We start from the raw sequence: 25,577 nt of genomic DNA on the forward strand, positions 1-25,577 counted from the left end.
TCGCAAGAAATTCAGTCGGCCGAACTCGATACGGGCACATTCGACTACAAGCGTCCGGACCTTTCGAAGCACGTCACGATGCCCGCGTTCGATCTTGACGATGTGCCGGGGCTGGGCGAGCAGTACGGATACACGGGGTCGCATACGTGGTCGGATCGCGACATGGGCGAGGCTCAATTGGGAAAAGGCCGGCGCGGCAAGCGGTACGCTGAAAAACCCGCTGCATTCGTCGCCGGTATCGGTCGACGGCGGGCGTTCCGCGCTGTTCTCCGGTTGAATCGCGCAGCCGGTATCGTTTCACCATAAGAAATCCTGAAAACCGAATCCGAGTCGGGAATCATGACCAAAACGACCCATAAGAAGAAGCACCATCCGGCGGCCGCGCCGCACCCGGCCGCCAAACCTGCCGAGCCGGTCGATACGCCGCTGAGTTGGGCCTACCCGTTCACGCCCGCAGACAAGAGCGACGCGGCCGACCCGATGACGTATTTCAAGGCGCTGGCGAAGTCCGCGACCGGCTTTTATCCGTTGGGCGTCAGCGGCATGTGGCATGGGGGCGTGCACTTCGACGACGGCAGTGCGCAAATGCTCAAGTTGGACAGCGGCGTGCATGCGATTGCAGACGGCAAGATCGTCGCGTACCGGCTGAACACGAAATACGAGGAAACGAAGTACCCGGACAACAGTCTGGCGCACTTTTCGACCGGCTTTGTACTGGTCCGGCATGAACTGAAACTGCCGCCGAAACCGGCCCCGAAGGAACCCGCGAAACCGGCGGCGGCTCCTGCGTCGGCACCCGCGCCCGCATCGACCACCGCTGCGCCTGCACCCGCGTCCGCTCCGGGGGCTCCCGCGCCATCCGACAGCAAACCGGCGAACGACAAGCCGCTCGTGTTCTTCAGCCTGTACATGCACACGATGGATTGGGCCAGCTACCAGAAGGCCATCGAACAGGCCAAATCGAACCCGAAGCCCGATCCGGCGCTTCCCGCGCCGATGTCGTATTGGGAAGGTGACCGCTACTATCGGGTCGGCAACAAGGCGAAGGACAAGCAAGCTATCCCGAAGCCGAAAGCGCCCGTGCCGCCCGCGAAGCGCACCGATGGGGCCGACGATCTGCCGATCAACAATACGAACGAGAGCGCGCCGCCGCCTGCCGATACCGATCAGGATGTCGTTCTGCCGCCGCCCGAGACGGGATTGAACATTCGGGAATTGCCGAACGGCAGGAGCAAGATTATCGGCGTGTTGCCGACAGGGGCCGAAATCATTGCGGGCGAAGGCGACCCGGCCCACCCGGACTGGATCAAGATCAAATCGATCAAATCGGGCACGGTTCTGTCTGCCGAAGTCGGTAAGCCGGTGTCCCCCCAAGCGCAGTGGAGTTACGTGTTCAAGGGGGAACTGGACGCCGTAGTCGACCCGCAGCCGCTTGATACGGTCGTGATCCTGAAGGAGCCGCAGCACGTCAAGGCGGGCGAAGTCGTCGCCCACGTCGGCCAGTATCAATGGCCGATGAAGGCCAGTCCGATACCACCGAAGCCGAACTACCCGATGCTGCATCTCGAAGTGTTCGCGGGGCCGGACCTGAAGGACTTCATCGATCGAAGCCGTGCGCGTGCGAAAGAACTGAACGAGAAAAACAAACCGCTTCTGGAAATCGAACCGGGGGCGAAGCTGGTCAGCGAAATTCCCGCACCGGACCAGAAACTGACCCAATCCGGGTTGAAGCTCGTGCCAATAGGTGATGCAAAGGGTTCGCACTGGATCAAGGTGCAGCCCAATAGCGTGACGAATGTGCCCGCGAAAGGCAAACAGAAGGCCCAACAAAAGTTAGTGCCCGTCGGCAACCCGCTGTGGGTCGAAAGCAGTCTGGCGAACACGATCAGCACGGCGAACGTAGCGGGATGGCAGAATTTTCCGCTGGACGTTTCCAAGGCAAGCGGACCGGGCGCAGATTTCAGGAACGTGTTGCGCCGTACTGAACTCGACAAGCTCGGTGAGGGCAATGTCGCGGTCGACGACAAGGGCCATCATTGGTGGAACGTCACGGTTGGCTCGAAGGACGGGTCCGGCCTGACTGGCTGGGTGTGCGATACCGATCACCCTCACGTACAGCTTCGTAGTCCGTGGGAATGGCCGGGTTTCGAATTGGTGGACAACGGCGGCGTCAGCCCGGCCGACATGTTCAAACGCCATATCCATACGACTGAGCAGTATTTGCCGGACGAGGAAGGCACTGAGTTTGCAGTGGAAGCGGTGAAGGTCAACGCTGGCGAACTCATCACGAAGATTGAACAGGCGATCGATACGGACCACGGCGGGAAGGTGACGGCGCAAGAACTGAAACACGCACTGGAAACGCAATGGATGGCCGAAGCGGTGTCGCATCTTGTGGTGCGCAACGAAACCGAATGGGGCGGCGGTCTGAGCAAGTGGGAAGAACTTATCCCGCTCATGCAGCAGCAGACCGAGGTGTGGAAGACGGAACTTGATCGGCTCGCGAAGCTTCAGTGGTGGGACCAAATCAAGGGCGTCGACGGCTTCCCCGCGGACCTTTCGCCGTGGCACCTTCATCCGATTGGGTTGATCGGGAATTTTGCAGGGAAAAATCTCGTATGCAAGAAATGTGGCGCAGTTATCACGTTAACCAAGGATTTTTTAAGAAAAATTGCGCCAGCGGCCAAGAGTGATTTTGTTGATGAATTGATTCTCGCATCAACCGATTTGTTTAAAAATTATGGGGTCAATAGTTGCAGACAGATAAAGCACTTATTGGCTCAAGCTAAGGTGGAGACGACTCGCTTTACCTCATTTCGCGAATCTCTTAATTATCAGAGCTATACTGGGAAGAGTTTATATAGAATGGCCCCGACGGCAATTGATAAGGGGTTTGCGAGAAAGAATATGAAGTTTTCTTCTCAGGATGAGAAAATAAAATGGATTCAAGATCACTTGGTTGCAAATGATGCAGCCTATGCTGAGCATTGCTTTGGGACGAATGATCAGCCGGGAAAAGATTTTCGCGGTAGGGGTCTGTTGCAGTTGACTTTCTATGAAACCTACCAACGGTGCGCAAAGGCAATTGGCTATCCTGTAGACAGTCAGCCTGAACTTGTGGAAGCAAATAATCGCGTTATTATAGAAAGTAGTCTATGGTATTGGCATAGTACAGGGATCGGTGCGATTGCGGACGATCCAGCTACCAGAGGTGACGAAGGAGTCAGGAGTGTTACCAAGCCAATTAATTCGGGCTATAAGGCGCTCGATGAGCGACAGCAGTATCATAGGGAAATTTCCCTTGAATTTAATAAAGATTTTTCATCCGGGTGCACTGATGATTAAAAGTATTATTGCGCTGGCTACTATTATTATTTGTGGCTCGGCATGTGCAGAGAGTACATGTGCGGATATTCGCGGTCAGCAAAATTATCCGCCGCTGAATATAGGAAGCGGGAGTATTTGCTTTATTCAGGAGCCTGTACTAGACTCAAAGACTAAAGAATCAATTGGCGCTGACGCAATTTCTTTGTACTATATTGCAAATGGGGGTGTCCCGGTCAAAGCGGAAGGACGAGGTCTTCTTTACGATGATACGCCCGGAAAAATTGTAGACGCGTTTTCGTCAAGCATCGATCGCGGCCACACAGAGAATATTTTTGTAATCCACTCCATGAATGTTCGAAGCTCGCTTGTTGAGCCGAATTCGTCTGGAAAATTTTATTCCGTTTCTGTTTTTGATTTGGTTGACAAAAAACTTCGCCGCGACGAGCGGGCATCCGAATGGTTTGGGGCGGACTATAGTTGGTTGTCGGATGGGCGAAATATAATTTATAAATTTCCATACCAATCAAGGAATGATGTTTTGCGCGCGATTGATTCCCAATTTTCTTCATTGATGAGCAATGGAAAGAAAATCCCGGTTGTCGTCAATAAAAAAAGCTATCTTTTTGATGATTCGAGCATAAAAAATAAAACTCACAAATACTTGATAAAAGGGGATCGCGCTGTTGTTGAAGATGTTTCTGCAGGGTGGTGTCGGGTCAACTACTCGTCGGGAAAAGCGCCGCTGGATATGTGGTTAATGTGTACATCCCTTGATGTCGCGTCGCAATAGAGAGTGTGATTTTTGGGTTGTTGCCAATCTTATCTGGATTGAGTGCAAAAATATGTCGATCAATATTATTCGAGTTGGCGACGATACCGACCATGGCGGCAAAGTCGAAACGGGTTCATCGACTATGAAATTCGATGGCCGCTACGTCGCGCGCAAAGGCGACCGGGTGTCGTGTCCGCAGCATCCGGCGTGTCGCCGAATGTCATAGAGGAAGGCGACGACTCGATGAAGGACAACGGCATCCCGATTGCGCGGCACGGCCATCGCGCTACGTGCGGCTGTCACCTGATTTCGAGCCTCGTGTAACGCTACAACAGCGGCGCGAGGCCCGGTCGCAGTGGACAGCGAACGATCACGGAGCCGTCGTTCTTCGACAGCACGACGAGCTGCGTGAAACCGTTGGCGGGCGCGTAGCGCGACAGGTACCCATCGAGCAGATGGATCAACGTTCCCATGCTGTTTTCAACGAATGCGCTTTCGTCTGCCGCCATCACGATTTCGAAGCCTCTCACAAGGGCCGAATGCGGCTTGATCGCCAGTAGTCGCTCGACGACGTTTCGCTTGACGAACGAAAGTGCCCCGACGTGTTCGGCCCGTCGATCATTCGGAGCAAGCTGGCGCATGAGCTTCACGAAGTCGGGCCACCCCTCACGCGTCAACTGCGTCAGGTTGGCCGTCGTCAACGCGATCACGCGCCACTGCGCGGCCGACTCGCGGGACGCGCTGTAAATCGGCGTCCGCTGTTTCAGCAGCGTAATTTTGCAAGGTACTTGGTCGTTTTCGTTCTTAAATCGCCCTTGGGCGAGCCGATTCGCATCCGCGACGGCCAATCGCGATTGGTGCACGTGAGGTCGACGGCCAATTGCAGCGGCATCTTCGTCGCCGCCGTGCCGTCGGCGCGCAGCAGGACCAGCGACGTTTCACGTCCGGGATGATGGGTTGCCGCATAGGGATCGTGACGCGCGAGCCAAAATCGTTCGCCCTTTCCGACGCCCCATGCGTTCAGTGGTGCAATGACCGTCCCGTCTGTTGGATCACGAACCGCGTCAATCGAATAGATGCCGCGCATGTCCGGGCGGTTCGGCTTCGGCACGAGCGGATATTCCGCAACGATTTCGCCGCGCGATGACTTGACGCCCGCGTGTTCAAACAGGTTGACGATTGGCGTACAGAACAAGCCGATGTTGTCCACCGATAACGGTGCAAGCGCCTGCGCGATGCGCGAATCGGCATGCACGCCTTCGATCGCCAAATGCAGCGTTACGCGCCGCGCGCGGTTCATTTGGCCGGGTTCAAGACATCGGCGCAATTGAATATCGACGAAATCGAACTTGTCAGGAAACCCGACGTATTCGAGCAACGGTTGAACCAGCGGCGAGGTTCGGGACGGCGGCAACAGCATGCCAGCCCCAGCTTTCGAGTTGGGCGGAGGTCAGCGTGGCCGTCAGCAGCGCGCCGAAGCCCGACGCGAGCAACGTCGCGAGGCCCTGGCTCGCGAACTGCCAGCTCGACATGAAGCCGCGCCGCTGCGGCGCGTGTTCGACGAGGAATGCGGTCGAACTCGCGAATTCGCCGCCCGCGGAAAAGCCCTGCATCAGCCGCGACAACATGATGCCGAGCGGCGCGAACATGCCTATCGATGCGTAGGTCGGCATCAGCGCGATCAGCAGCGTGCCGACCATCATCATCGCGATCGACAATAGCAGCGACGCCTTGCGGCCCGCGCGGTCGGCGTACGCGCCGAGCACGAAGCCGCCGATCGGCCGGATCAGGTAGGACAGCCCGAACGTGCCGAGCGTCAGCATCAGCGACGTCGCTTCGCTCGTGGCCGGGAAGAACAGCTTGGCGATCGTGACCGCGAAGAAGCCGTAGACGATCAGGTCGAACCATTCGAGCGCGTTGCCGATCGACGCCGCGAAAATGATGCGCCGGATTTTCGCGGCGCTCGGGTGCGCGGCGTCCTGCGCGGTGAGGGTGGTCGTATTCATCGTGTGTGCAGATCCCGTGAAAGGGGCGAAGCGCGTTACAGGGTGGCGCCGGCCGCGGCGGATGCCGCGCGGCGAACGGGCGGCGCGTCGTCGCCGAGATCCCAGAAGAGGCCGGCCATCATCTGCAGCCCCTCGCTGACGACGCTTGCGAGCAGATGCTCGTCGGGCGCGTGCTGCGAGCACGCCGGGTACGAGTGCGGCACCCACAGCGTCGGCAGCCCGAGCGTGTCGGCAAACACCTCGTTCGGCAGCGTGCCGCCGAGATTCGGCAGGATCGCCGGCTTCTTGCCGGTGGTGCGCGCGAGCGACGCGACGGCCCAGCGGACCCACGGATCGTCCGGCGGCACGCGCGTCGCCGGTGCGCCGCGCTCGACGTCGATCTCGACGTCGGCGAAGCCGTGCGCATCGAGGTGCGCACGCAGGTGCGCCTGCAGTGCTTCCCAGTCGGTGCCGACGACGAAGCGCAGCTGGCAGTGCGCATACGCGGCCGGCGGGATCGCGTTGACGGGGTGCTCCGGATTGCCGGCCTTGAACGCGAGGATCTCGAGCGTGTTCCAGCCGAACACGCGCTCGGCCGCGGACAGCCCGGGCTCGCCCCAGTCGGCGTCGAGCGCCGGGTCGCCGGGGCCGCCGCCGACCGAAAGATCGGCCAGCGCGTCGCGCACCGCGGCCGGGATCGGCGGCGGGCGCAGCCCCGCGACGCGAATCGCGCCGCGAGCGTCGACGAGGCTCGCGAGCGCATGTGCGAGCACGATCGCCGGATTGCGCAGCAGTCCGCCCCAGTTGCCGGAGTGATGCGCACCGTCGCGGGCGCGCAGGCTCAGCTTGAAGTTGACCGCGCCGCGCGAGCCGAGGAAGACCGTCGGCCGCGCGGCGGCGATGCGCGGGCCGTCGGACGCGATCAGCACGTCGGCCGCGAGCGCGTCGCGCTCCTGGCGGCACAGCGCGCCGAGGCCCGGCGACCCGGTTTCCTCGCCCATCTCGATCAGCAGCTTCGCGTTGAAGCCGAGCCGGCCGCCGCGCGCATCCAGCACGCTCGCCAGCGCGGCCAGGTTGATCGTGTGCTGGCCCTTGTTGTCGGCGCTGCCGCGGCCATACCAGCGGTCGCCGTCGGCCGTCAGCGTCCACGGCGACAGCGGCGCGCGCCATTGCGCGTCGTAGCCGCGCACGACGTCGCCGTGGCCGTAGATCAGCACGGTCGGCAGCGCGTCGTCTTCGTGGCGCGACGCGAGCAGGAACGGGCCGCCGCCGTCCACGGGGTTGTCGACGATCCGCGACGTGAAACCGAGGCGGGCGGCCTCGGGCGCGATCTCGTCGGTCAGGTAGGCGCGCAGCGCGGCTTCGCTGCCGCTTTCCTGGCTTTCGGTGCGCAGGCCGACGCGGCGGCTCAGGGTCGTGAAGAACGCGCCGGATTCGAATTGGTTCAGCGCGTGCTGGATGGCGGCGGTACGGCTCAAATCGTGTCTCCTCGGTCGGGTTCGCCGTGCGCGGGCCGCGCAGGCAGCGGGAAGTGCGATCGATTCTAGAAAGCCGGTTTTTTTGTCACAATGATCGAATTTCGAACCTTTCTTTGCCAAAAAGGCAAAGCAGCGCGGCCGGATGCGGCACGGAGACAGAACGATGGCGGCTTTCCTGCATGGCCTGGCGTTGCGGTATTTCGTCGAGGTGGCGCGCACCGGCTCGATCAGCGACGCGTCCGCGCGGCTGCACGTGGCCGTATCGGCGATCAGCCGCCAGATCGCCAAGCTGGAAAGCGAGCTCGGCGCGCCGTTGTTCGAGCGGCGGCCGCGCGGGATGGCGTTGTCGGAGGCGGGAGAGCGGCTGCTGGCGTTCGCGCAGCGCAGCCTGCTGGAGGCCGAGCACGTGATGAAGGACATCGGCGGGCTCGAAGCGCTGCACGGCAGCCTGCTGAAGATCGCGTGCTCGGAAGGGTTCGCGATCGATTTCCTGCCCGGCGTGCTCGCGAGCTTCAAGGCACGCCATCCGGGCGTCGATTTCACCGTATGGGTCGTGTCGCCGGCGGACGCGACCCGACGCGTGCGCGACGGCGATGCGGACGTCGCATTGACGTTCAGCCTCGCGCCGGAGAAGGGCGTGCGTGTCGACCACACCGAGCGCGCGCCGGTCTTTGCGCTGGTCCGGCACGATCATCCGCTCGCCGCGCGCGACGCGGTGTCGCTCGCCGATGTCGCGCGGCACGCGCACGTGCTGCCCGAGGCCGGCACGACGGTGCGCCAGCTGATCGACATCGCGTGCGCGCTCGACGGGCTGCTGCTCGAGCCCGAACTGACGAGCAACAACACCGCGGCGATGTACGGCTACGCGCGCCGCACGGGCGCGGTGATGTTCACGGGGCTGTTGTCGGTGCGCGATCGCGCCGATGCGGACGGCTTCGTCGTCGTGCCCGTGACCAACCCGCAACTGCGCGAACGCAGCATCCAGGTGCAGACGATGGCGGGCCGCGATCTGCCCGCGTCGGTGCGTGCGTTCCGCGACCATCTGATCGACGCGATGCAGGCCGCGTCGTCGTCGCCGACTGCCGCATGAGGCCCGGGACGCCGGCCCGTGAGATAATCGTCAATCCGCCTTCCGTGCCCATGCGGCTCCCCGAGCCGCATCGCTCCTGTTCGACGCCAAATTGAAGAACCTGATTGTTACCCTCGATCGCGCCGGCGAGTTCGACGAGATCATCGACGTGCGCACGCCGCTCGAGTTCGCCGAGGACCATCTCCCCGGCGCGCTGAACGCGCCCGTGCTCAGCAACGAGGAGCGCGTGCTCGTCGGCACGATGTACCGGCAGGTGTCGCCATACGAGGCGACGCGCGTCGGGGCGGCAATGGTGGCCCGCAACATCGCGCGCCATCTCGACACGACGTTCGCCGACCGGCCGCGCAACTGGCGGCCGCTGATCTACTGCTGGCGCGGCGGCAAGCGTTCGGGCTCGATGACGACCTGGTTCAACCTGATCGGCTGGAAGGCGCGTCAGCTCGACGGCGGCTACAAGGCATACCGCCGCTCGGTGTGCGCGACCCTCGATTCGCTGCCGACGCGCTTTCGTTACATCGCGCTGGTCGGCCATACGGGCTGCGGCAAGACGCGCCTGCTGAACGCACTGCGCGACGCGGGCGCGCAGACGCTCGATCTCGAGGCGCTCGCATGCCATCGCGGCTCGTTGCTCGGCGCGCTGCCGGGCAAGCCGCAGCCGGCGCAGAAGGGCTTCGACTCGGGGCTCGTCGAGACGCTCGGACGTTTCGACCCTCAATGGCCGGTATTCGTCGAGTCGGAAAGCCGCAGGATCGGGCTTGTGCAGTTGCCGGTAGCGCTGATCGAAGCGTTTCACGCGGGGCCGTGGGTGCAGGTCGAGGCGGCGCACGACGAACGGATCGCGTTCCTGCTCGACGATTACGCGCACCTGTTCGACGAACCGGCCGCGTTCAAGGCGCAGCTTCATCGGCTGATCGGCCTGCACAGCCGCGAAGAGGTGATGCGCTGGCAGGCGCTGGTCGATGCCGGCGCGCGGGCCGATTTGTTCACCGAACTGATCGACAGACATTACGATCCCGCCTACGCACGCACGTATCGCGCGACATACGACAAGCCGAACCGGGCGCTGACGTTCACGTTCCGGCCCAACGCGGCCGACGTGCGCGACCAGGCCCGCACGCTGCTGGCCGAACTCGCGCAAGCCGGATTGCCCGCATCGGCCGCGCTTGCCGCCGGCACGACATCCGAAACCCACAAAAACCAATCGACGATCACCACACGATGACGACCACACGCACCCAACCCAACCCGGCCCTCGGCTGGATGACCTTCCTGCTGATCGCGGTCGCGGGATTGTTCTACGTGAAATGGTTCCCGTACTACAACAAGGCATTCGTCGCCGCCGAGCACCATTCGATCGGCCAGTCGATCCTGATGGGCACGTCGGCGGCGGCGCCCGAGCCGTCGCTGAAGGCGGCGCTCGACTACGCATGGGCATACGGCAAGGCGATCTGGCAGGCGATGGTGCTCGGCCTGCTGCTCGGCTCGGCCGTGCAGGCGCTGCTGCCCGCGCACTGGGTGGCGCGCGTGCTCGGCCGCACGGGCTTCGGCAGCGTCGCCGCGGGCGGGTTGCTGTCGCTGCCCGGGATGATGTGCACGTGCTGCGCGGCGCCGGTCGTCGCGGGCTTGCGTGCGCGCCATGCGTCGCCGGGCGGCGCGGTCGCGTTCTGGCTCGGCAACACGGTGCTGAATCCGGCCGCGCTGGTATTCATGGGTTTCGTGCTCGGCTGGCACTGGAGCGCGCTGCGCGTCGTGCTGGGCGTCGCGATGGTGTTCGGGATCGGCTATCTGCTGAACCGTATCGCACGCCCCGAAGACCGCAGCATCGACGATGCACAGCTCGCCGCGCTGGCGGCCGAACAGGCCGCGGCCGGCAATCCGTTCGTCCGCTGGATGAAACTGCTCGCGCGCATGGCCGTGCGGCTCGTGCCCGAATACATCGTGCTCGTGCTGCTGCTCGGCGCCGCGCGCGCGTGGCTGTTCCCGCACATCGGCCCGGACATCGGCAATCACCTCGGCTGGATCGTCGCGTTCGCGGTCGCGGGCATGCTGTTCGTGATTCCGACGGCCGGCGAGGTGCCGATCATCCAGGCGATGCTGTCGCTCGGCATGGGCGTCGGTCCGGCCGCCGCGCTGCTGATGACGCTGCCGCCGATCAGCGTGCCGTCGCTCGCGATGCTCGCGCGTTCGTTCAAGCCTTACATGCTGGCGATCGTCGCGACGCTCGTCGTCGTATTCGGGATCGCGAGCGGCTTGCTCGCGATCGCGTTCGGGTTCTGATGCGCAGGCCCGGTGCGATAACTGCATTGATATTCGTCCGGCGCCGCCGCTTCGCGCGTGTGGCGCCCTTTACAAGAAGCAAACAGGAAAACGCATGACCCAACCGAAGATTCATCCTCGACTCGAAAAGGCGCTGACGCGCGGCGATCTCGCGATCCGCCAGGCCAATTCCGCGCGGGCGACTGCCGTGCTGCACGCACTCGGCACGATGATCATCGAGGCTTCCGCAACGATCGGCGTCGAGGCCAGCATCGACATTCCGCAAGGCGATCGCATTTACGATCCCGTCAACGGCCTGTGGCCGCAGAAGATGCTGGTGTCGTTCGACGGCCCGGTGGACGAAGCCGACAAGGAAGAACTGCGCACGGTGTATCTGGTGGCGGACGATCCGGGCACGCAATTCCGCGTCGAATGGCATCGCGCGGACGGCAAGCTCGGCCGCCAGGAAGGCGGCCCGCTCGCGACCGTCGCGTTCCTGACCGACGTCGAAATTCCGTGGAGCGATGACGACGAGTAACGTCGTCGCATGAAGCCGGCGCCCGGTGCGCCGGCCGTCAGCGCATCATCCGCCGCCGGAACAGCCACGCGGACAGCAAGAACCCGCCGACCGCGTAGCCGGCGAGCACCGCGACGTGCAACGCGATGTCGGCCGCCGGCCGGCCGAGCATCGCAGGCCGGATCAGCTCCACCGCATTCGCGAGCGGCAGCGCCTGCGCCGCGTGCCGCGCGAGCGGCGGCAACTGCGTGATCGGGAAGAACACGCCCGACAGCAGCAGCATCGGCGTCAGCACGAGCGTCTGGTAGAACATGAAGAAATCGTAGGACGGCGCGAGCGCCGTGACGATCATCGCGAGGCTGGCGAACGCGAGGCCGGCCAGCGCGATCACGGGCAGCACCGCGAGCATCGACGGAAACTCGGCGTAGCCGAGCACGCCCGCGACGAGCATGATCGCGCTCCCCGACAGCATCGCCTTGCTGGCCGCCCAGACGATCTCGCCGAGTACGATGTCGCCGAGCGCGAGCGGCGTATGCATGATCGCTTCCCACGTGCGCTGCACATGCATCCGCGAGAAACCCGAATACATCGATTCGAAGCTCGCGGACATCATCACGCTCGAGCCGACCGTGCCGGCCGCCAGGAACGCGATATACGACACGCCGTCGACATGGCCGAGCATCAGGCCGAGCCCGAAACCCAGCCCGAACAGATAGATCATCGGATCGGCGAGATTGCCGAACATCGATGCGAGCGCGAGCTTGCGCCATACGAGATAGTTGCGCCGCCAGACGGCGACCCAGTTGCTGGCGTTCGCCGGCATCGCGATCGCGAAGCGTGATTCGCGTGGCGGGGCCGACGGCGTGGTGGCGGAGTAGTTGCGAACGTCCATGGTCGATCAGTCCTGCATCTCGCGGCCCGTGAGCCGCAGGAACACATCCTCCAGATTGGCCGGGCGATGCAGATAGCGCAACCCCGTGCGGCCCTTGAGTCGCGCGCTGAGCGGTTCGGGGTCGGTCACATAGCAGAACAGCGTCTCGCCGCTGATCTCGGTGTGCTTCGCGAGCGCCGACAATTCGTCGCGCAGCGCGGCCGGATCGGGCCCGTAGATCTCGATCACGTCGCAGCCGATCTCCGATTCGATCAATGCGTGCGGCGCGCCTTCGGCGATCTTGCGGCCTTCCTCGATCACGCACAGCCGATCGCACAGGCGCTCGGCTTCTTCCATGAAATGCGTGGTGATCAGGATCGTCTTGCCGCGCGCGAGCAGTGAGCGCAGCCGTTCCCACATCAGGTGCCGCGCCTGCGGATCGAGGCCCGTCGTCGGCTCGTCGAGTACCAGCACGTCGGGATCGTTGACGAGCGCGCGGGCGAGGGTCAGGCGGCGCTTCATGCCGCCAGACAGCTCGCCGACCTTCGCGTCGGCCTTGTTCTCCAGCTTGGCGAATTCGAGCAACGGCGGCACGAGCGCGCGTGCGGCCTGCGCCGACATCCCGAAATAGCGGCTGAACACGAGCAGGTTTTCGCGGACGGTGAAGTCGGGGTCGAGGTTGTCGAACTGCGGAACGACGCCGACGCGCCGGCGTGCATGTCGCGCGCGTGATGGAACCGGTTCGCCGCACAGCGCAATCGTGCCCGCGTCGGGATGCGCGAGGCCGAGCAGCATCTTCAGCGTCGTGGTCTTGCCGGCGCCGTTCGGCCCGAGCAGGCCATAGCATTCGCCGGCCTTCACGTTGAAGGACAAGCCATTGACGACGAGCTTGTCGCCATAGCGCTTTTCGACGTTTCGGAAATCGATCGGTGCGACGGACATGGGCGTGTTGTCGTTGTAAGCGGGCGCGTTCCGCTGCCGGTGCGCGGGCCGATGTGCGAACGGATCGCGCGAAGGCGTGTCACATGGGCATGGCCGAAGCATGCGACGCGGGCGCGAGATGGCGCGCCGGACGTGGAACGGGGCCATTCTAGTGCATCGGCTGCATCGCTCAAGGGCATGCGTGCACGGTGCGATGCAAGTGCGCACCGATCGTGCACCGCATCATCGCGCACGCGCCACGCGGGGCGAATCAGCGTTTTCCATCCCTTGCGTCCTGAATTGCGGCGCACCATGATGAATGCGTAGGCTCGTTGTCGCGATAGGGAGGCTTCATGGCTAGCTACAACAAGATTTTGCTGTGTTACGACGGCACGCTCGAAGGGCGCAAGGCGCTGCGTTACGGCGCCAATCTCGCAATGGATCTGAAGGCCGAAACGCACTTGCTTTCGGTCGTGGACATGCGTTCGAGCATTGCGCAAAGCGCGGGTTTGCTGACCGATGTCGCATGCGGCCGCTTCGAGGAAACCGCGCGCGAAATCCTGCAGGAAGGCGTGAACTGGCTGCGCGAGCGCGGCGTCCAGGCCGAAGGCCATTTCGCATTCGGTTACCCGATCGACGAAATCGCGAATCTCGCGTCCGAGCTGAAGGTCGACCTCGTCGTCGTCGGCCACCGGTGCCGCAGCGGATTGTCGAGATGGTGGATGGGGTCGGGCAATACGCAACTGCTCGATCGCGTGAACTGCAGCATTCTGGTCGCGTGTTCGTCGGCGGAAGAGCAGAAGGCCGAAATCGCGCGCGAACGTGAAGCGGCCACGGCGAGCAGCCAATGATCTAAAGGCTGGATGACCCGCCTGACAGCCTGACCGGCGATACGGGCCGGTCAGGCGTCGCACTGCATTGGCGATGCGCGCATCACGCGCAGCTTGTTATGCGTGCAGGTCGATTCCGGACAATTTCCACGAGAACAGCCCGAAGCGGTGGAAGATCGCCGCATAGCGCGTGCCATCGGCGCTGCGCTGATACGTGACGACGAATTCATCGATGTTCCGATAGCCCGCGCTGGTTTGCTGCTGGCGCGACGCTTGCGGCGTTTCGCTCGGGCTAGCCGGTGTGGCGGGCGCGGGTGCCGGCGACGATGCCGCCGAAGCAGCCGCGTTGCCGCCCGGTACCGCAGTACTTGCCGGCGGCGGATTGGCGGGCGGTGCGGCAGGCGCGTTGCCGGACGCATTGCCTGCTGGCGGCTGACTCGACCATTCAGGCGGGCGCTCGCCCGGATTGCCGCGCGGCGGCAATCCGCTCATCAACGCGGCGACGCCTTCCGGCGTCGCGTACGCATCGACCAGCGGGCCGATCAGCGCGGACCCGATCAGTGCGCCAATCACCGCGAACGGATTGTTCTTCTTCACGGCGTCGATCCGGCGCATCAACTCTTCCGTGACCTGCTGCTTCAGGCTGATGCGTAGCGACGGAAAGTCGACATACTCGCTGATCGCCTGCGCATCGCGCGCATCGATCGCCGATTTCAGGCGACCGAGCGCGACATACGGCGACGCGTACGCATAGCCGAGCGCCGCAATGAGGGCGACGACCAGCGCAACGATCAGCAGCGGCTTGATTCGCCATGCGCGGCGCGACGGTTCAGTCACGTTGCCTCCGGTGCGGGAAGATTCCGCAATCAGAGACCGCCCGGCGTGGCCGATCGTTCCTCAGCGATGCAGCGATCGATCATCCGGCACACGGCATCGATCGTGCCCACCATGATCAGGCGCGAGCGGCCGTGATAGACGCGCACCGGCGCACGGCGCGCGGGTTCCGCGTGATTCAGACCGGCGTTCAGCGACACCCGCGCGAACGCGGGAAGCGCTGACGGCAGCAGGGACGCCTGCCGTTCGACTGCGATTTCTTCTTGCACAGGCGCCGCCGCGGACAGCGGTGCGCAGGGCGTGCGGCCGCGCAGATGACGCAGGCGACCGAATTGACGGAAAGGCAGCAGGCGGGAAAGGCGTTCCATGATGTTCTCCTAGCGAGACCGAATGTCAGAGTTCGCCCGAGCGGATCAGCCCGACGGCGATGCCTTCCAGCGCGAAATCCGCGCTGCCGGCCTTGACGAAGATGTTTTCGTAATCCGGGTTCTCCGCGATCAGCTCGAGGCCGCCGGGCCGGCGCATCAGGCGCTTGACCGTGACGTCGTCGCCGAGACGCGCGACGATGATCTGGCCGTCCTTCGCTTCCGTGCGCTTCTGCACGGCGAGGAGGTCGCCGTCGAGAATGCCGGCGTCGCGCATCGACAGGCCGCGCACCTTCAGCAGGTAGTCGGGCTTGCTGGTGAACAGCGCGGGATCGCACGCGTAGTGCTGCGAGATATGCTCCTGCGCGAGGATCGGGCTACCGGCCGCGACGCGGCCGACGAGCGGCAGCGACAGTTGCATCAGGCCGGCGTGCGGCAGCGTGAACTGGTGCGGGGCGTCGTCGATGCCGAGCAGCCGGATGCCGCGCGATGCGCCGGCCGCCAGCTCGATCACGCCCTTGCGCGCCAGCGCGCGCAGGTGCTCCTCGGCGGCATTCGGCGAGCTGAAGCCCAGTTCGGCCGCGATCTCGGCACGGGTGGGCGGGAATCCGGAGCGCTCGATCGCGCGACGGATCAAGTCGAACACTTGCTGCTGACGGGCGGTGAGTTTGGTCATGGCTCAACTGTATGGATAGACAGTGAGCTGTATTTTTATACAGTACTTGGGGAATTTCAAGTGTTACTTGAGGTTCGACGCGATCGCGCCGGTTCCGGCGCGATTTCGCGACGCCCGGACGCCGGTTTGTCCGCCGCAACCGTCCGTCCCGTCTGCGTTAGCACTTTTGAGTATTAAAAAATGAGGAACGATTATTTTTAATCATGTAACCCGTTCGATAGACTGGCCCGACATCGCAATACCGACAACACTGGAGAACCAAGGATGGCGAAGCGCAATACGGGGCTGGCGGGCGGAGTGGGTCGCCTGATCGCAACACTCGCGCTGGGCGCGGCGGCGGCGCTGGGCGTCGCGACGCACGCGCAGGCCGACACGACGTTCCTGAACGTGTCGTACGACCCGACGCGCGAGCTGTATCAGGATTTCAACCAGGCGTTCGGCAAGGAGTGGAAGGCGAAGACGGGCGAAACCGTCAACTTCAAGCAGTCGCACGGCGGGTCGGGCGCGCAGGCGCGCTCGGTGCTCGACGGCCTGCAGGCCGACGTCGTCACGCTGGCGCTGGCCTACGACATCGACGCGCTCGCGAACAAGGGGCTCGTGAACAAGGATTGGCAGAAGCGCCTGCCCGACAACGCGTCGCCGTACACGTCGACGATCGTGTTCCTCGTGCGCAAGGGCAATCCGAAGGGAATCAAGGATTGGGACGACCTGACCAGGCCGGGCATCTCGATCGTCACGCCGAACCCGAAAACCTCGGGCGGCGCGCGCTGGAACTACCTGGCCGCATGGGCGTACGCGCTGCACAAGCCGGGCGGCAACGAGCAGTCGGCGAAGGCATTCGTCACGAAGCTCTACAAGAACGCAGGCGTGCTCGATTCGGGCGCGCGGGGCGCGACGACGAGCTTCGTGCAGCGCGGAATCGGCGACGTGCTGATCGCATGGGAAAACGAGGCCTTCCTGTCGGTCAAGGAATTCGGCACCGACAAGTTCGAGATCGTCGTGCCGTCGGTAAGCATCCTGGCCGAGCCGCCCGTCGCGGTGGTCGACAAGGTGGTCGACAAGAAGGGCACGCGCAAGCTGGCCGAGGCGTACCTGAACTACCTGTACAGCCCGCAAGGCCAGGAGATCGCGGCGCGCAACTACTATCGGCCGCGGTCGAAGAACGTGCCGGCGGAGCTGACCAAGCAGTTCCCGAAGCTGAAGCTGTACACGGTCGACGACACGTTCGGCGGCTGGACCAATGCGCAGAAGACGCATTTCGCGGACGGCGGCGTGTTCGATTCGATCTACAAGCCGCAATAACGCACGCAGTCACACCATAACGACAAGCGGCGCGCCACGATAGCGCGCCGCCTCCCCGACGGGCCGCCGGCGCGATGCACTGCGCCGGCGTTTGCGTCGGGCCCGTGAGCAGCATCGACCCAGCAAGAGCATCCGATGACGACGTACACCTTTCGCAAGCCGAGCGCGCTGCCCGGTTTCGGCGTGACGCTCGGCATCACGGTGGCCTATTTGAGCCTCGTGGTGCTGATTCCGCTCGCCGCCACGTTCCTGAAGACCGCGACGCTGTCGTGGGACCAGTTCGTCACCGCCGTCACGTCGCCGCGCGTGCTCGCGTCGTACCGGCTGACGTTCTCGGCCGCGCTCGGCGGCGCGCTGATCAACGCCGTGTTCGGCTTCCTCGTCGCCTGGGTGCTGGTGCGCTACACGTTCCCGTTCAAGCGCCTCGTCGACGCGGTCGTCGACCTGCCGTTCGCGCTGCCGACGTCGGTGGCCGGCATCTCGCTCGCGGCCGTGTACGCGACCAACGGCTGGGTCGGCCAGTATCTGGCGCCGCTCGGCATCAAGATCGCGTTCACGCCGGCCGGCGTGCTGGTCGCGCTGACCTTCATCGGGCTGCCGTTCGTCGTGCGCACCGTGCAGCCGGTGCTCGAGGATTTCGAGCGCGAGCAGGAAGAAGCCGCCGCTTGCCTGGGCGCGTCGCGCTGGTTGACGTTCCGCCGCGTGGTGCTGCCGGCCGTGCTGCCGGCGCTGCTCACCGGTTTCGCGCTCGCGTTCGCGCGTGCGCTCGGCGAATACGGTTCGGTGATCTTCATCGCCGGTAACGTGCCGATGAAATCCGAGATCACGTCGCTGCTGATCATCACCAAGCTCGAGCAATACGACTACGCGGGCGCCACCGCGCTGGCGGTCGTGATGCTGGTCGTGTCGTTCCTGATGCTGCTGCTGATCAACACGCTGCAGTGGTATCTGCAGCGCAGGACGAGCAAGGGCGCGAGCGGCCCGGCGCCCGCCGCCGGCACCGCCGTCGCAGCAGGAGGCCAGCAATGAGCCAGAAGGCCACCGTCGTGCTGAAAACCCCGTCGCCGGCCGCGCGTGCCGCGAAGCGGCTCGACCCCGTCAGCGAGTCGCGCGTCGTGCGCTGGCTGCTCACCGGCATCGCGCTGGCGTTCCTCGCGTTCTTCCTCGTCGTGCCGCTCGCCGCGGTGTTCGTCGAGGCGTTGCGCAAGGGCGTCGGCTTCTATCTCGAATCGCTGGCCGATCCCGATGCGTGGTCGGCGATCAAGCTGACGCTGACCGTCGCCGTGATCGCGGTGCCGCTGAACCTCGTGTTCGGCGTGTGCGCATCGTGGGCGATCGCGAAGTTCGAATTCCGCGGCAAGGCGCTGCTGACGACGCTGATCGACCTGCCGTTCTCGGTGTCGCCGGTGATCTCGGGCCTCGTGTACGTGCTGTTGTTCGGCGCGCAGGGCTGGTTCGGGCCGTGGCTGCAGGATCACGACGTGCAGATCATCTTCGCGGTGCCGGGCATCGTGCTCGCGACGATCTTCGTCACGTTCCCGTTCGTCGCGCGCGAGCTGATTCCGCTGATGCAGGCGCAAGGCACCGACGAGGAAGAAGCCGCGCGCGTGCTCGGCGCGTCGGGCTGGCAGATCTTCCGCCGCGTGACGCTGCCGAACGTGAGATGGGGTCTGCTGTACGGCGTGATCCTGTGCAATGCGCGCGCGATGGGCGAGTTCGGCGCGGTGTCGGTCGTGTCCGGCCACATCCGCGGCGTGACCGACACGATGCCGCTGCACGTGGAGATCCTTTACAACGAATACAACTTCGCGGCGGCGTTCGCGGTGGCGTCGGTGCTGGCGCTGCTCGCGCTCGTCACGCTCGCGCTGAAGCTGATCGCCGAGCGTCACCTCGCGGCCGAACTGGCCGATAAGCACGACGCCGTTCCCGCACATGCCGGCCCTGTCGGCGCCGTTTCGTCGAAATCGTAAAGAGGCAACCAGAATGGGTATCACCGTCCGTCACCTTCAGAAGCGCTTCGGCGATTTCACGGCGCTCGACAACGTCTCGCTCGACTTTCCGCCCGGCGAGCTGGTCGCGCTGCTCGGGCCGTCCGGCTGCGGCAAGACCACGCTGCTGCGCGTGATCGCGGGCCTCGAGCACGCGGACGCCGGCCAGGTCGTGCTGCAGGGGCTCGACGTCGCGTCGGTCGGCGCGCGCGAGCGCCAGGTCGGCTTCGTGTTCCAGCACTACGCGCTGTTCCGCCACATGACGGTGTTCGAGAACGTCGCGTTCGGGCTGCGCGTGAAGCCGCGCCGCGAGCGGCCGTCCGAAGCCGCAATTCGCGAGAAGGTGCACGAGCTGCTCAAGCTCGTGCAGCTCGACTGGCTCGCGCAGCGCTATCCGTCCGAGCTGTCGGGCGGCCAGCGCCAGCGTATCGCGCTCGCCCGCGCGCTCGCGGTCGAGCCGAAGGTGCTGCTGCTCGACGAACCGTTCGGCGCGCTCGACGCGAAGGTGCGCAAGGAACTGCGCGGCTGGCTGCGTCGCCTGCACGACGACCTGCACATCTCGACGATCTTCGTCACGCACGACCAGGAAGAGGCGCTCGAGGTGGCCGATCGCATCGTCGTGCTGAATCGCGGCCACGTCGAGCAGGTCGGCAGCCCGCAGGACGTCTACGATCATCCGCAAAGCGCGTTCGTGTACGAGTTCCTCGGCGCGGCGAACCGGCTGCCGGGCACGGTTGCCGGGCGCGGCTTCGTCGCCGAGGGCGCGGCTGCGCCGATCGAGGTCGACGCCGATTTCGCGGGCCCCGCGAACGCGTACGTGCGGCCGCACGATCTGCAGCTGTGGCCGGCGGGCGATGGGCACCGCGACGGCATCGCGGTGGACGTGCGGCGCGTGATTCCGCTCGGCGGTTCGGTGCGCGTGGAGCTCGAGGCGCGCGCGGGCGGCGCGCTCGAGGCGGAACTCGACCGCGACGCATGGCGCGCGCTTGCGCTGCAGGTCGGCGACGGCGCGACCGCCGTGCCGCGCGCGGTGCGGGTATTTCCCGCACGTTGACGAGACAATGCAGGGCAGAGGGCGGGATTCGCTCCGATTCGACAAGCAAACAACGACAGCCTAAGAGGCATACCCATGAATTTTCAGCAATTGCGGTTCGTGCGCGAAGCGGTGCGCCAGAACATGAACCTGACGGAAGTCGCGAACGTGCTGTACACGTCGCAGTCAGGCGTGTCGAAACAGATCAAGGATCTGGAAGATGAGCTAGGCGTCGACATCTTCATTCGGCGCGGCAAGCGGCTGACGGGGCTCACGGAGCCCGGCAAGGCGGTGCACCAGCTGATCGAGCGGATGCTGCTCGACGCCGAGAACCTGCGCCGCGTCGCGCGCCAGTTCGCCGATCAGGACAGCGGCCACCTCGTCGTCGCGACGACGCACACGCAGGCGCGTTACGCGCTACCGAAGGTGATCCGGCAGTTCACCGAGGTGTTCCCGAAGGTGCATCTCGCGCTGCGCCAGGGCAGCCCGCAGCAGATCGCGCAGATGATCCTGAACGGCGAGGCCGATCTCGGCATCTCGACCGAGGCGCTCGACCGCTATCCGGACATCGTCACGTTCCCGTGCTATTCGTGGCACCACACGGTCGTCGTGCCGAAGGGCCACCCGCTCGTCGGCCGCGAGAACCTGACGCTCGAGGAAATCGCCGAATACCCGATCATCACGTACGACCAGGACTTCACGGGCCGCTCGCACATCGACCAGGCGTTCACGCAGGCGGGCGCCGTGCCCGACGTCGTGCTGACCGCGATCGACGCGGACGTGATCAAGACCTACGTCGAGCTCGGGATGGGGGTCGGCGTGGTCGCGGCGATGGCCTACGACCCGCAGCGCGATACGGGGCTCGTCGCGCTCGACACGCAGCATCTGTTCGAGGCGAGCACGACGCGGGTCGGGCTGCGCAAGGGTGCATTCCTGCGTGCCTACGCGTACCGGCTGATCGAAATGTTCGCGCCGCACCTGAACGAAGCGGAAATCGCGGGGCTGTTGCGCGAAGCCGTTTGATTCGCGCGTGTCGCGCGCTGTCCGGGCAGACGGACGGCGCGCGATACGCATGACGCCCACCTTGCCGTACGCCACACCGGGCGGCGGTGCGTGATGGCGGGGATGGCCGCCATCACGCTCGAAGCATCGGCCGACGCCCCCGATCAGGTGCGTCGCGTCGGCCGACGCTCGGCTTGCATTCCTTTGCGACAGAAAAACAAGAACAACCGGCAACGCCGAACTGCACGGCGCTTCGGCGAGCCGCCGTCGGCATCGCGAGTGTCGTATTTGCGCGTCGTGAAGCGCGCTCGCGCGCTCCGAATAAACCCTTAAATATTGGTTAGACAGGTTGCGCGCCGAAGCGAATCGGTACAGCATAGCCTTCACTCCGCCGGCGTCCCGCCGGCGGCGGCGCGTCAACGCCAGCACGCGCCAGGCAGTCGGCCGTCTGCCTCGTTTCCATTCCGTGGTACCGACAGCAGCATCGATGGCCATTGCCCGGGTAGTGTGACGCAAACGTTTGCTCTCATTAAAACAACAACCGAACAACAATCCGGCCTTCGGGCCAGTCGCCAGGAGATGTGTATGAATGTCCGCTTTCGCCGTCGCTTCCTGACCGCCGCGCTCGCCGCCGTCGCGGTCGCCGCCGCACCGGTCGTCCACGCGCAGTCCGCGGCCAAGCCGAAGGTCGCGCTCGTGATGAAGTCGCTCGCCAACGAGTTCTTCCTGACCATGGAAACGGGCGCGAAGGAATACCAGAAACACAACGCGAACCAATTCGACCTGATTACCAACGGCATCAAGGACGAGACCGACACCGCGAACCAGATCCGCATCGTCGAGCAGATGATCGTGTCGAAGGTCGATGCGATCGTGCTGGCGCCGGCCGATTCGAAGGCGCTCGTGCCGGTCGTGAAGAAGGCCGTCGATGCGGGCATCGTCGTCGTGAACATCGACAACCGGCTCGATCCCGACGTGCTGAAGTCGAAGAACCTGAACGTGCCGTTCGTCGGCCCGGACAACCGCAAGGGCGCGCGCAAGATCGGCGATTACCTCGCGAAGCGGCTGAAGGCGGGCGACCAGGTCGGCATCGTGGAAGGCGTGTCGACGACGACCAACGCGCAGCAGCGCACGGCCGGCTTCCAGGACGCGATGAAGGCGGGCGGGATGAAGGTCGTGTCGGTGCAGTCGGGCGAATGGGAAATCGACAAGGGCAATGCGGTGGCCGCCGCGATGCTCAACGAATACCCGAACCTGAAGGCGCTGCTGTGCGGCAACGACAACATGGCGATCGGCGCCGTGTCGGCCGTGCGCGCGGCCGGCAAGCAGGGCAAGGTGCTCGTGGTCGGCTACGACAACATCAACGCGATCAAGCCGATGCTGAAGGACGGCCGCGTGCTCGCGACCGCCGACCAGTACGCGGCGAAGCAGGCCGTGTTCGGCATCGACACGGCGCTCAAGGCGATCGCCGAGCATCGCAAGCAGGCCGACATGTCCGGCGTGGTCGAGACGCCGGTGGATCTCGTGACGAAGTAACGCCGCACCGGTCCGGCCGCCGCGCTCAAGAATCCGGCGCGGCGGCCGTTATCCGGTGTGAGCGCGATCACGGCCACTGCATGCACATGCACTTGTGAGCGTCATACCCGCGCGCCCCGTGCGCGCGGCCGCAACCAGGATCGCGATGGAACCGACCTTCCAACCCTCCCGTTCAGCCCACCCCGTGCTGTCCGTCTCCGGCATCGGCAAGACCTATGCCGAACCCGTCCTCGCCGACGTCACGCTGACGCTCGGCGCGGGCCAGGCGCTCGCGCTCACCGGCGAGAACGGCGCCGGCAAGAGCACGCTGTCGAAGATCATCGGCGGGCTCGTCGAGCCGACCGCCGGCACGATGCAGCTCGGCGGGGAAGCCTATGCGCCGGCGAGCCGCACGCAGGCCGAGGCGCTCGGCGTGCGCATGGTGATGCAGGAGCTGAACTTGCTGCCGACGCTCAGCGTCGCCGAAAACCTGTTCCTGAACCGCCTGCCGCGGCGCTTCGGCATCATCGATCGCGCGCGGCTGCGCGAGGACGCGCGCGCGGCGATGGCGCAGGTCGGGCTCGACGCGGTCGACCCCGATACGCCGGTCGGCGCGCTCGGCATCGGCCACCAGCAAATGGTCGAGATCGCGCGCAACCTGATCGGCGACTGCCGCGTGCTGATTCTCGACGAGCCGACCGCGATGCTGACCGCGCGCGAAGTCGAGCTGCTGTTCGAGCAGATCGACCGGCTGAAGGCGCGCGGCGTCGCGATCGTCTACATCTCGCACCGGCTCGAGGAGCTCGCGCGCGTCGCCGAGCGCGTCGCGGTGCTGCGCGACGGCCGGCTCGTGCATGCGGGCGACATGGCGGCGACGACCTCCGACGGGCTCGTCACGCTGATGGTCGGGCGCGAGATCGGCGAACACATCGATCTCGGCGAGCGCCGCTTCGGCGCGCCGCGGATCGCCGTATCGGGTCTCACGCGCGGGACGGCGGTGCGCGACGTGTCGCTCGAGGTGCGCGCGGGCGAGATCTTCGGGATCTCGGGGCTGATCGGCGCGGGGCGCACCGAGCTGCTGCGGTTGATCTACGGCGCCGATACGCCGGATGCCGGGACGATCGCGGTCGGCCAGCCGCTGAAGCCGGCGCGGATCGCGTCGCCGGTCGATGCGGTGAAGCGGGGCATTGCGCTGATCACCGAGGATCGCAAGGGCGAAGGGTTGCTGCTGTCGCAGTCGATCACCGCGAACGTGTCGCTCGGCCAGCTCAACCGGCTCGCGCGCGGTGGCATCGTCGATTCGGCACGCGAAACGGCGCTCGCCGAGCAGCAGATCGATGCGCTGCGGATCCGTACGCACGGCGCGGCGCAGCCGGTGGGCGAGCTGTCGGGCGGCAACCAGCAGAAGGTCGTGATCGGCCGCTGGCTCGCGCGCGACATGGGCGTGCTGCTGTTCGACGAGCCGACGCGCGGGATCGACGTCGGCGCCAAATTCGAGATCTACACTTTGATGGGCGCGCTCGCGCGTGAAGGCCGCGCGCTGGTGGTCGTATCGAGCGACCTGCGCGAGCTGATGCTGATTTGCGACCGGATCGGCGTGATGTCGGCCGGGCGCATGACCGCCGTGTTCGAGCGCGGCAACTGGACCCAGGACGCGTTGCTGGCCGCGGCGTTCGCCGGCTTCGGCCGCGAGACGCCGGCGGCCGCCATGCAGCATCCGGATGCGGAGCACGCGCGCGGCGCCGCTCCCGGCACTTCGACGACAGGACGACAGCAATGACCCAGCCTCCCGTATCCTCGACCGACGCAGGCGCGCAGCAGGACGTGACGGGGCGCCGCGCGCGCACGCTGTCCGGCACGCGGCTCGGCGTGTCGACCTATCTCGGGCTCGCCGGCGCGCTGGCCGCGATGATCGCGCTGTTCTCGGTGCTGAGCTCGCATTTCCTGACCTACGACACGTTCAGCACGATCGCGAACCAGATTCCCGATCTCGTCGTGATGTCGGTCGGGATGACGTTCGTGCTGATCATCGCCGGGATCGACCTGTCGGTCGGCTCCGTGCTCGCGCTCGCCGCGTCGATGGTCAGCGTCGCCGCGCTGAAATGGCAGTGGGGGCCGCTGCCGGCCGCGCTGATCGGGATCGCGGTCGCGACCGCCACGGGCGCGCTCACCGGCGCGGTCACGGTCGGGTGGCGGATTCCGTCGTTCATCGTGTCGCTCGGTGTGCTGGAGGCCGCGCGCGGCCTCGCGTACCAGCTGACGAATTCGCGCACCGCGTATATCGGCGACGCGTTCGACTTCCTGTCGAACCCGATCGCGCTGGGCATCTCGCCGGCGTTCCTGATCGCGGTCGCGGTGATGATCGCGGCACAGTTCGTGCTGACGCGCACCGTGTTCGGGCGCTATCTGGTCGGGATCGGCACGAACGAGGAAGCGGTGCGACTTGCAGGGGTTAACCCGCGGCCGTATAAAATCCTCGTATTCGCCCTGATGGGCGCGCTCGCGGGGCTCGCGTCGCTGTTCCAGATTTCGCGGCTCGAGGCGGCCGATCCGAACGCGGGTGCGGGCCTCGAGCTGCAGGTCATCGCCGCCGTCGTGATCGGCGGCACGAGCCTGATGGGCGGGCGCGGCTCGGTGATCAGCACGTTCTTCGGCGTGTTGATCATCTCCGTGCTGGCCGCGGGGCTCGCGCAGATCGGGGCGAACGAGCCGACGAAACGGATCATCACGGGTGCGGTGATCGTGGTGGCGGTCGTGCTCGATACGTATCGGAGCCGGCGTACGCGCGTGCGGTAAAAAGACAGACAGAACAGAC

The 25,577-nt window shown here is 65.0% G+C and carries 23 protein-coding genes and 2 pseudogenes; 17 read left to right on the plus strand and 8 right to left on the minus strand.

The features are described from left to right. The 4 genes and pseudogenes from QZM72_RS20480 to QZM72_RS20495 all read left to right on the plus strand — a co-directional run. On the plus strand, positions 1 to 306 hold a 306-nt coding region (locus tag QZM72_RS20480), incomplete at its 5' end, for a hypothetical protein (protein ID WP_301739136.1). 33 nt (positions 307 to 339) lie between these two features. Next, a complete protein-coding gene (locus QZM72_RS20485) occupies positions 340 to 3,345 on the plus strand; it encodes a glycoside hydrolase family 19 protein (protein WP_301739040.1) in 3,006 nt (1,001 codons plus the stop codon). Continuing rightward, positions 3,269 to 4,117 carry a hypothetical protein gene (locus QZM72_RS20490; RefSeq protein WP_144030071.1) on the plus strand — a complete coding sequence of 283 codons (849 nt, stop codon included), beginning with the start codon at positions 3,269 to 3,271 and terminating at the stop codon, positions 4,115 to 4,117. The genes QZM72_RS20485 and QZM72_RS20490 overlap by 77 nt, the downstream gene beginning before the upstream one ends. 52 nt (positions 4,118 to 4,169) lie before the next feature. After that, positions 4,170 to 4,423: pseudogene (locus QZM72_RS20495) on the plus strand (PAAR domain-containing protein). A gap of 2 nt (positions 4,424 to 4,425) precedes the next feature. Here QZM72_RS20495 and QZM72_RS35685 read toward each other — a convergent pair. From QZM72_RS35685 to QZM72_RS20515, 3 genes and pseudogenes are all read right to left on the minus strand, one after another. Beyond that, a pseudogene (locus tag QZM72_RS35685) lies at positions 4,426 to 5,519 on the minus strand (type VI secretion system baseplate subunit TssF). Continuing rightward, positions 5,452 to 6,105 carry an MFS transporter gene (locus QZM72_RS20510; RefSeq protein ID WP_301739043.1) on the minus strand — a complete coding sequence of 218 codons (654 nt, stop codon included), beginning with the start codon at positions 6,103 to 6,105 and terminating at the stop codon, positions 5,452 to 5,454. Before QZM72_RS20510 ends, QZM72_RS35685 begins: the two are co-directional and overlap by 68 nt. A 35-nt stretch (positions 6,106 to 6,140) precedes the next feature. Continuing rightward, positions 6,141 to 7,562 carry a M20 family metallopeptidase gene (locus QZM72_RS20515; protein ID WP_301739044.1) on the minus strand — a complete coding sequence of 474 codons (1,422 nt, stop codon included), beginning with the start codon at positions 7,560 to 7,562 and terminating at the stop codon, positions 6,141 to 6,143. Between the two features lie 163 nt (positions 7,563 to 7,725). Here QZM72_RS20515 and QZM72_RS20520 point away from each other — a divergent pair, with 163 nt between their 5' ends. The 4 genes from QZM72_RS20520 (at position 7,726) to QZM72_RS20535 (ending at position 11,446) form a co-directional block, all read left to right on the plus strand. After that, positions 7,726 to 8,652 (plus strand): LysR substrate-binding domain-containing protein, encoded by a 927-nt coding sequence (locus QZM72_RS20520; protein WP_089467367.1) that lies wholly within the window; start codon positions 7,726 to 7,728, stop codon positions 8,650 to 8,652. A gap of 91 nt (positions 8,653 to 8,743) precedes the next feature. Further along, on the plus strand, positions 8,744 to 9,874 hold the full coding sequence (mnmH, locus tag QZM72_RS20525; RefSeq protein WP_301739045.1) for a tRNA 2-selenouridine(34) synthase MnmH: 1,131 nt from the start codon (positions 8,744 to 8,746) through the stop codon (positions 9,872 to 9,874). Then, positions 9,871 to 10,929, plus strand: coding sequence for a permease (locus QZM72_RS20530; RefSeq protein WP_301739046.1), 1,059 nt, complete (start codon positions 9,871 to 9,873; stop codon positions 10,927 to 10,929). Before mnmH ends, QZM72_RS20530 begins: the two co-directional genes overlap by 4 nt. A 94-nt stretch (positions 10,930 to 11,023) precedes the next feature. Beyond that, entirely contained in the window at positions 11,024 to 11,446 is a 423-nt protein-coding gene (locus QZM72_RS20535; RefSeq protein ID WP_069621435.1) for a hypothetical protein, read from the plus strand. 37 nt (positions 11,447 to 11,483) lie between these two features. Here the strand turns inward: QZM72_RS20535 and QZM72_RS20540 are convergent, their stop codons facing one another. Together QZM72_RS20540 and nodI are read right to left on the minus strand one after the other, a co-directional pair. Continuing rightward, positions 11,484 to 12,317: an ABC transporter permease gene (locus QZM72_RS20540; RefSeq protein ID WP_301739047.1), complete on the minus strand. Its 834-nt coding sequence runs from the start codon at positions 12,315 to 12,317 to the stop codon at positions 11,484 to 11,486. A gap of 6 nt (positions 12,318 to 12,323) precedes the next feature. After that, complete coding sequence (gene nodI / locus QZM72_RS20545) at positions 12,324 to 13,238, minus strand: nodulation factor ABC transporter ATP-binding protein NodI (protein ID WP_089467372.1); 915 nt, start codon at positions 13,236 to 13,238, stop codon at positions 12,324 to 12,326. A 332-nt stretch (positions 13,239 to 13,570) separates the two neighbouring features. Between nodI and QZM72_RS20550 the strand changes: the two genes are divergently transcribed. After that, the gene (locus tag QZM72_RS20550) at positions 13,571 to 14,068 is read left to right on the plus strand and encodes a universal stress protein (protein WP_089467374.1); all 498 of its coding nucleotides are present in this window, start codon (positions 13,571 to 13,573) and stop codon (positions 14,066 to 14,068) included. Between the two features lie 96 nt (positions 14,069 to 14,164). Here QZM72_RS20550 and QZM72_RS20555 read toward each other — a convergent pair whose 3' ends face one another. From QZM72_RS20555 to lexA, 3 genes are read right to left on the minus strand one after another with little or no spacing between them, the layout of a single operon-like run. Continuing rightward, positions 14,165 to 14,884 carry a DUF2939 domain-containing protein gene (locus QZM72_RS20555; RefSeq protein WP_089467375.1) on the minus strand — a complete coding sequence of 240 codons (720 nt, stop codon included), beginning with the start codon at positions 14,882 to 14,884 and terminating at the stop codon, positions 14,165 to 14,167. Positions 14,885 to 14,913: 29 nt separating this feature from the next. Further along, entirely contained in the window at positions 14,914 to 15,249 is a 336-nt protein-coding gene (locus QZM72_RS20560) for a hypothetical protein (protein ID WP_069621440.1), read from the minus strand. Between the two features lie 25 nt (positions 15,250 to 15,274). Next, positions 15,275 to 15,922, minus strand: a complete 648-nt coding sequence (gene lexA, locus QZM72_RS20565; protein WP_006476077.1) for a transcriptional repressor LexA — start codon at positions 15,920 to 15,922, stop codon at positions 15,275 to 15,277. A gap of 264 nt (positions 15,923 to 16,186) precedes the next feature. On the opposite strand from lexA, the gene QZM72_RS20570 reads away from it, so the two are divergent. The 8 genes from QZM72_RS20570 to QZM72_RS20605 all read left to right on the plus strand — a co-directional run bounded on the left by QZM72_RS20570 (position 16,187) and on the right by QZM72_RS20605 (position 25,558). Beyond that, positions 16,187 to 17,224, plus strand: coding sequence for a sulfate ABC transporter substrate-binding protein (locus QZM72_RS20570; protein WP_089467376.1), 1,038 nt, complete (start codon positions 16,187 to 16,189; stop codon positions 17,222 to 17,224). Between the two features lie 135 nt (positions 17,225 to 17,359). Continuing rightward, positions 17,360 to 18,253 carry a sulfate ABC transporter permease subunit CysT gene (gene cysT / locus QZM72_RS20575; RefSeq protein ID WP_089467377.1) on the plus strand — a complete coding sequence of 298 codons (894 nt, stop codon included), beginning with the start codon at positions 17,360 to 17,362 and terminating at the stop codon, positions 18,251 to 18,253. Beyond that, positions 18,250 to 19,194, plus strand: coding sequence for a sulfate ABC transporter permease subunit CysW (gene cysW / locus QZM72_RS20580; RefSeq protein ID WP_301739048.1), 945 nt, complete (start codon positions 18,250 to 18,252; stop codon positions 19,192 to 19,194). The genes cysT and cysW overlap by 4 nt, the downstream gene beginning before the upstream one ends. Positions 19,195 to 19,207: 13 nt before the next feature. Then, positions 19,208 to 20,266, plus strand: a complete 1,059-nt coding sequence (locus QZM72_RS20585; RefSeq protein ID WP_301739049.1) for a sulfate/molybdate ABC transporter ATP-binding protein — start codon at positions 19,208 to 19,210, stop codon at positions 20,264 to 20,266. 75 nt (positions 20,267 to 20,341) lie between these two features. Then, complete coding sequence (locus QZM72_RS20590) at positions 20,342 to 21,268, plus strand: CysB family HTH-type transcriptional regulator (protein WP_089467380.1); 927 nt, start codon at positions 20,342 to 20,344, stop codon at positions 21,266 to 21,268. 564 nt (positions 21,269 to 21,832) lie between these two features. Continuing rightward, positions 21,833 to 22,783, plus strand: a complete 951-nt coding sequence (locus tag QZM72_RS20595) for a sugar ABC transporter substrate-binding protein (RefSeq protein WP_060318414.1) — start codon at positions 21,833 to 21,835, stop codon at positions 22,781 to 22,783. A 145-nt stretch (positions 22,784 to 22,928) separates the two neighbouring features. Then, positions 22,929 to 24,542 (plus strand): sugar ABC transporter ATP-binding protein, encoded by a 1,614-nt coding sequence (locus tag QZM72_RS20600; RefSeq protein ID WP_301739050.1) that lies wholly within the window; start codon positions 22,929 to 22,931, stop codon positions 24,540 to 24,542. Further along, positions 24,539 to 25,558, plus strand: coding sequence for an ABC transporter permease (locus QZM72_RS20605; protein WP_089467383.1), 1,020 nt, complete (start codon positions 24,539 to 24,541; stop codon positions 25,556 to 25,558). The genes QZM72_RS20600 and QZM72_RS20605 overlap by 4 nt, the downstream gene beginning before the upstream one ends. Positions 25,559 to 25,577 lie beyond the last annotated feature (19 nt).

It is taken from the genome of Burkholderia sp. AU45388 (assembly GCF_030481585.1).
Classification (GTDB): Bacteria; Pseudomonadota; Gammaproteobacteria; order Burkholderiales; family Burkholderiaceae; genus Burkholderia; species Burkholderia sola.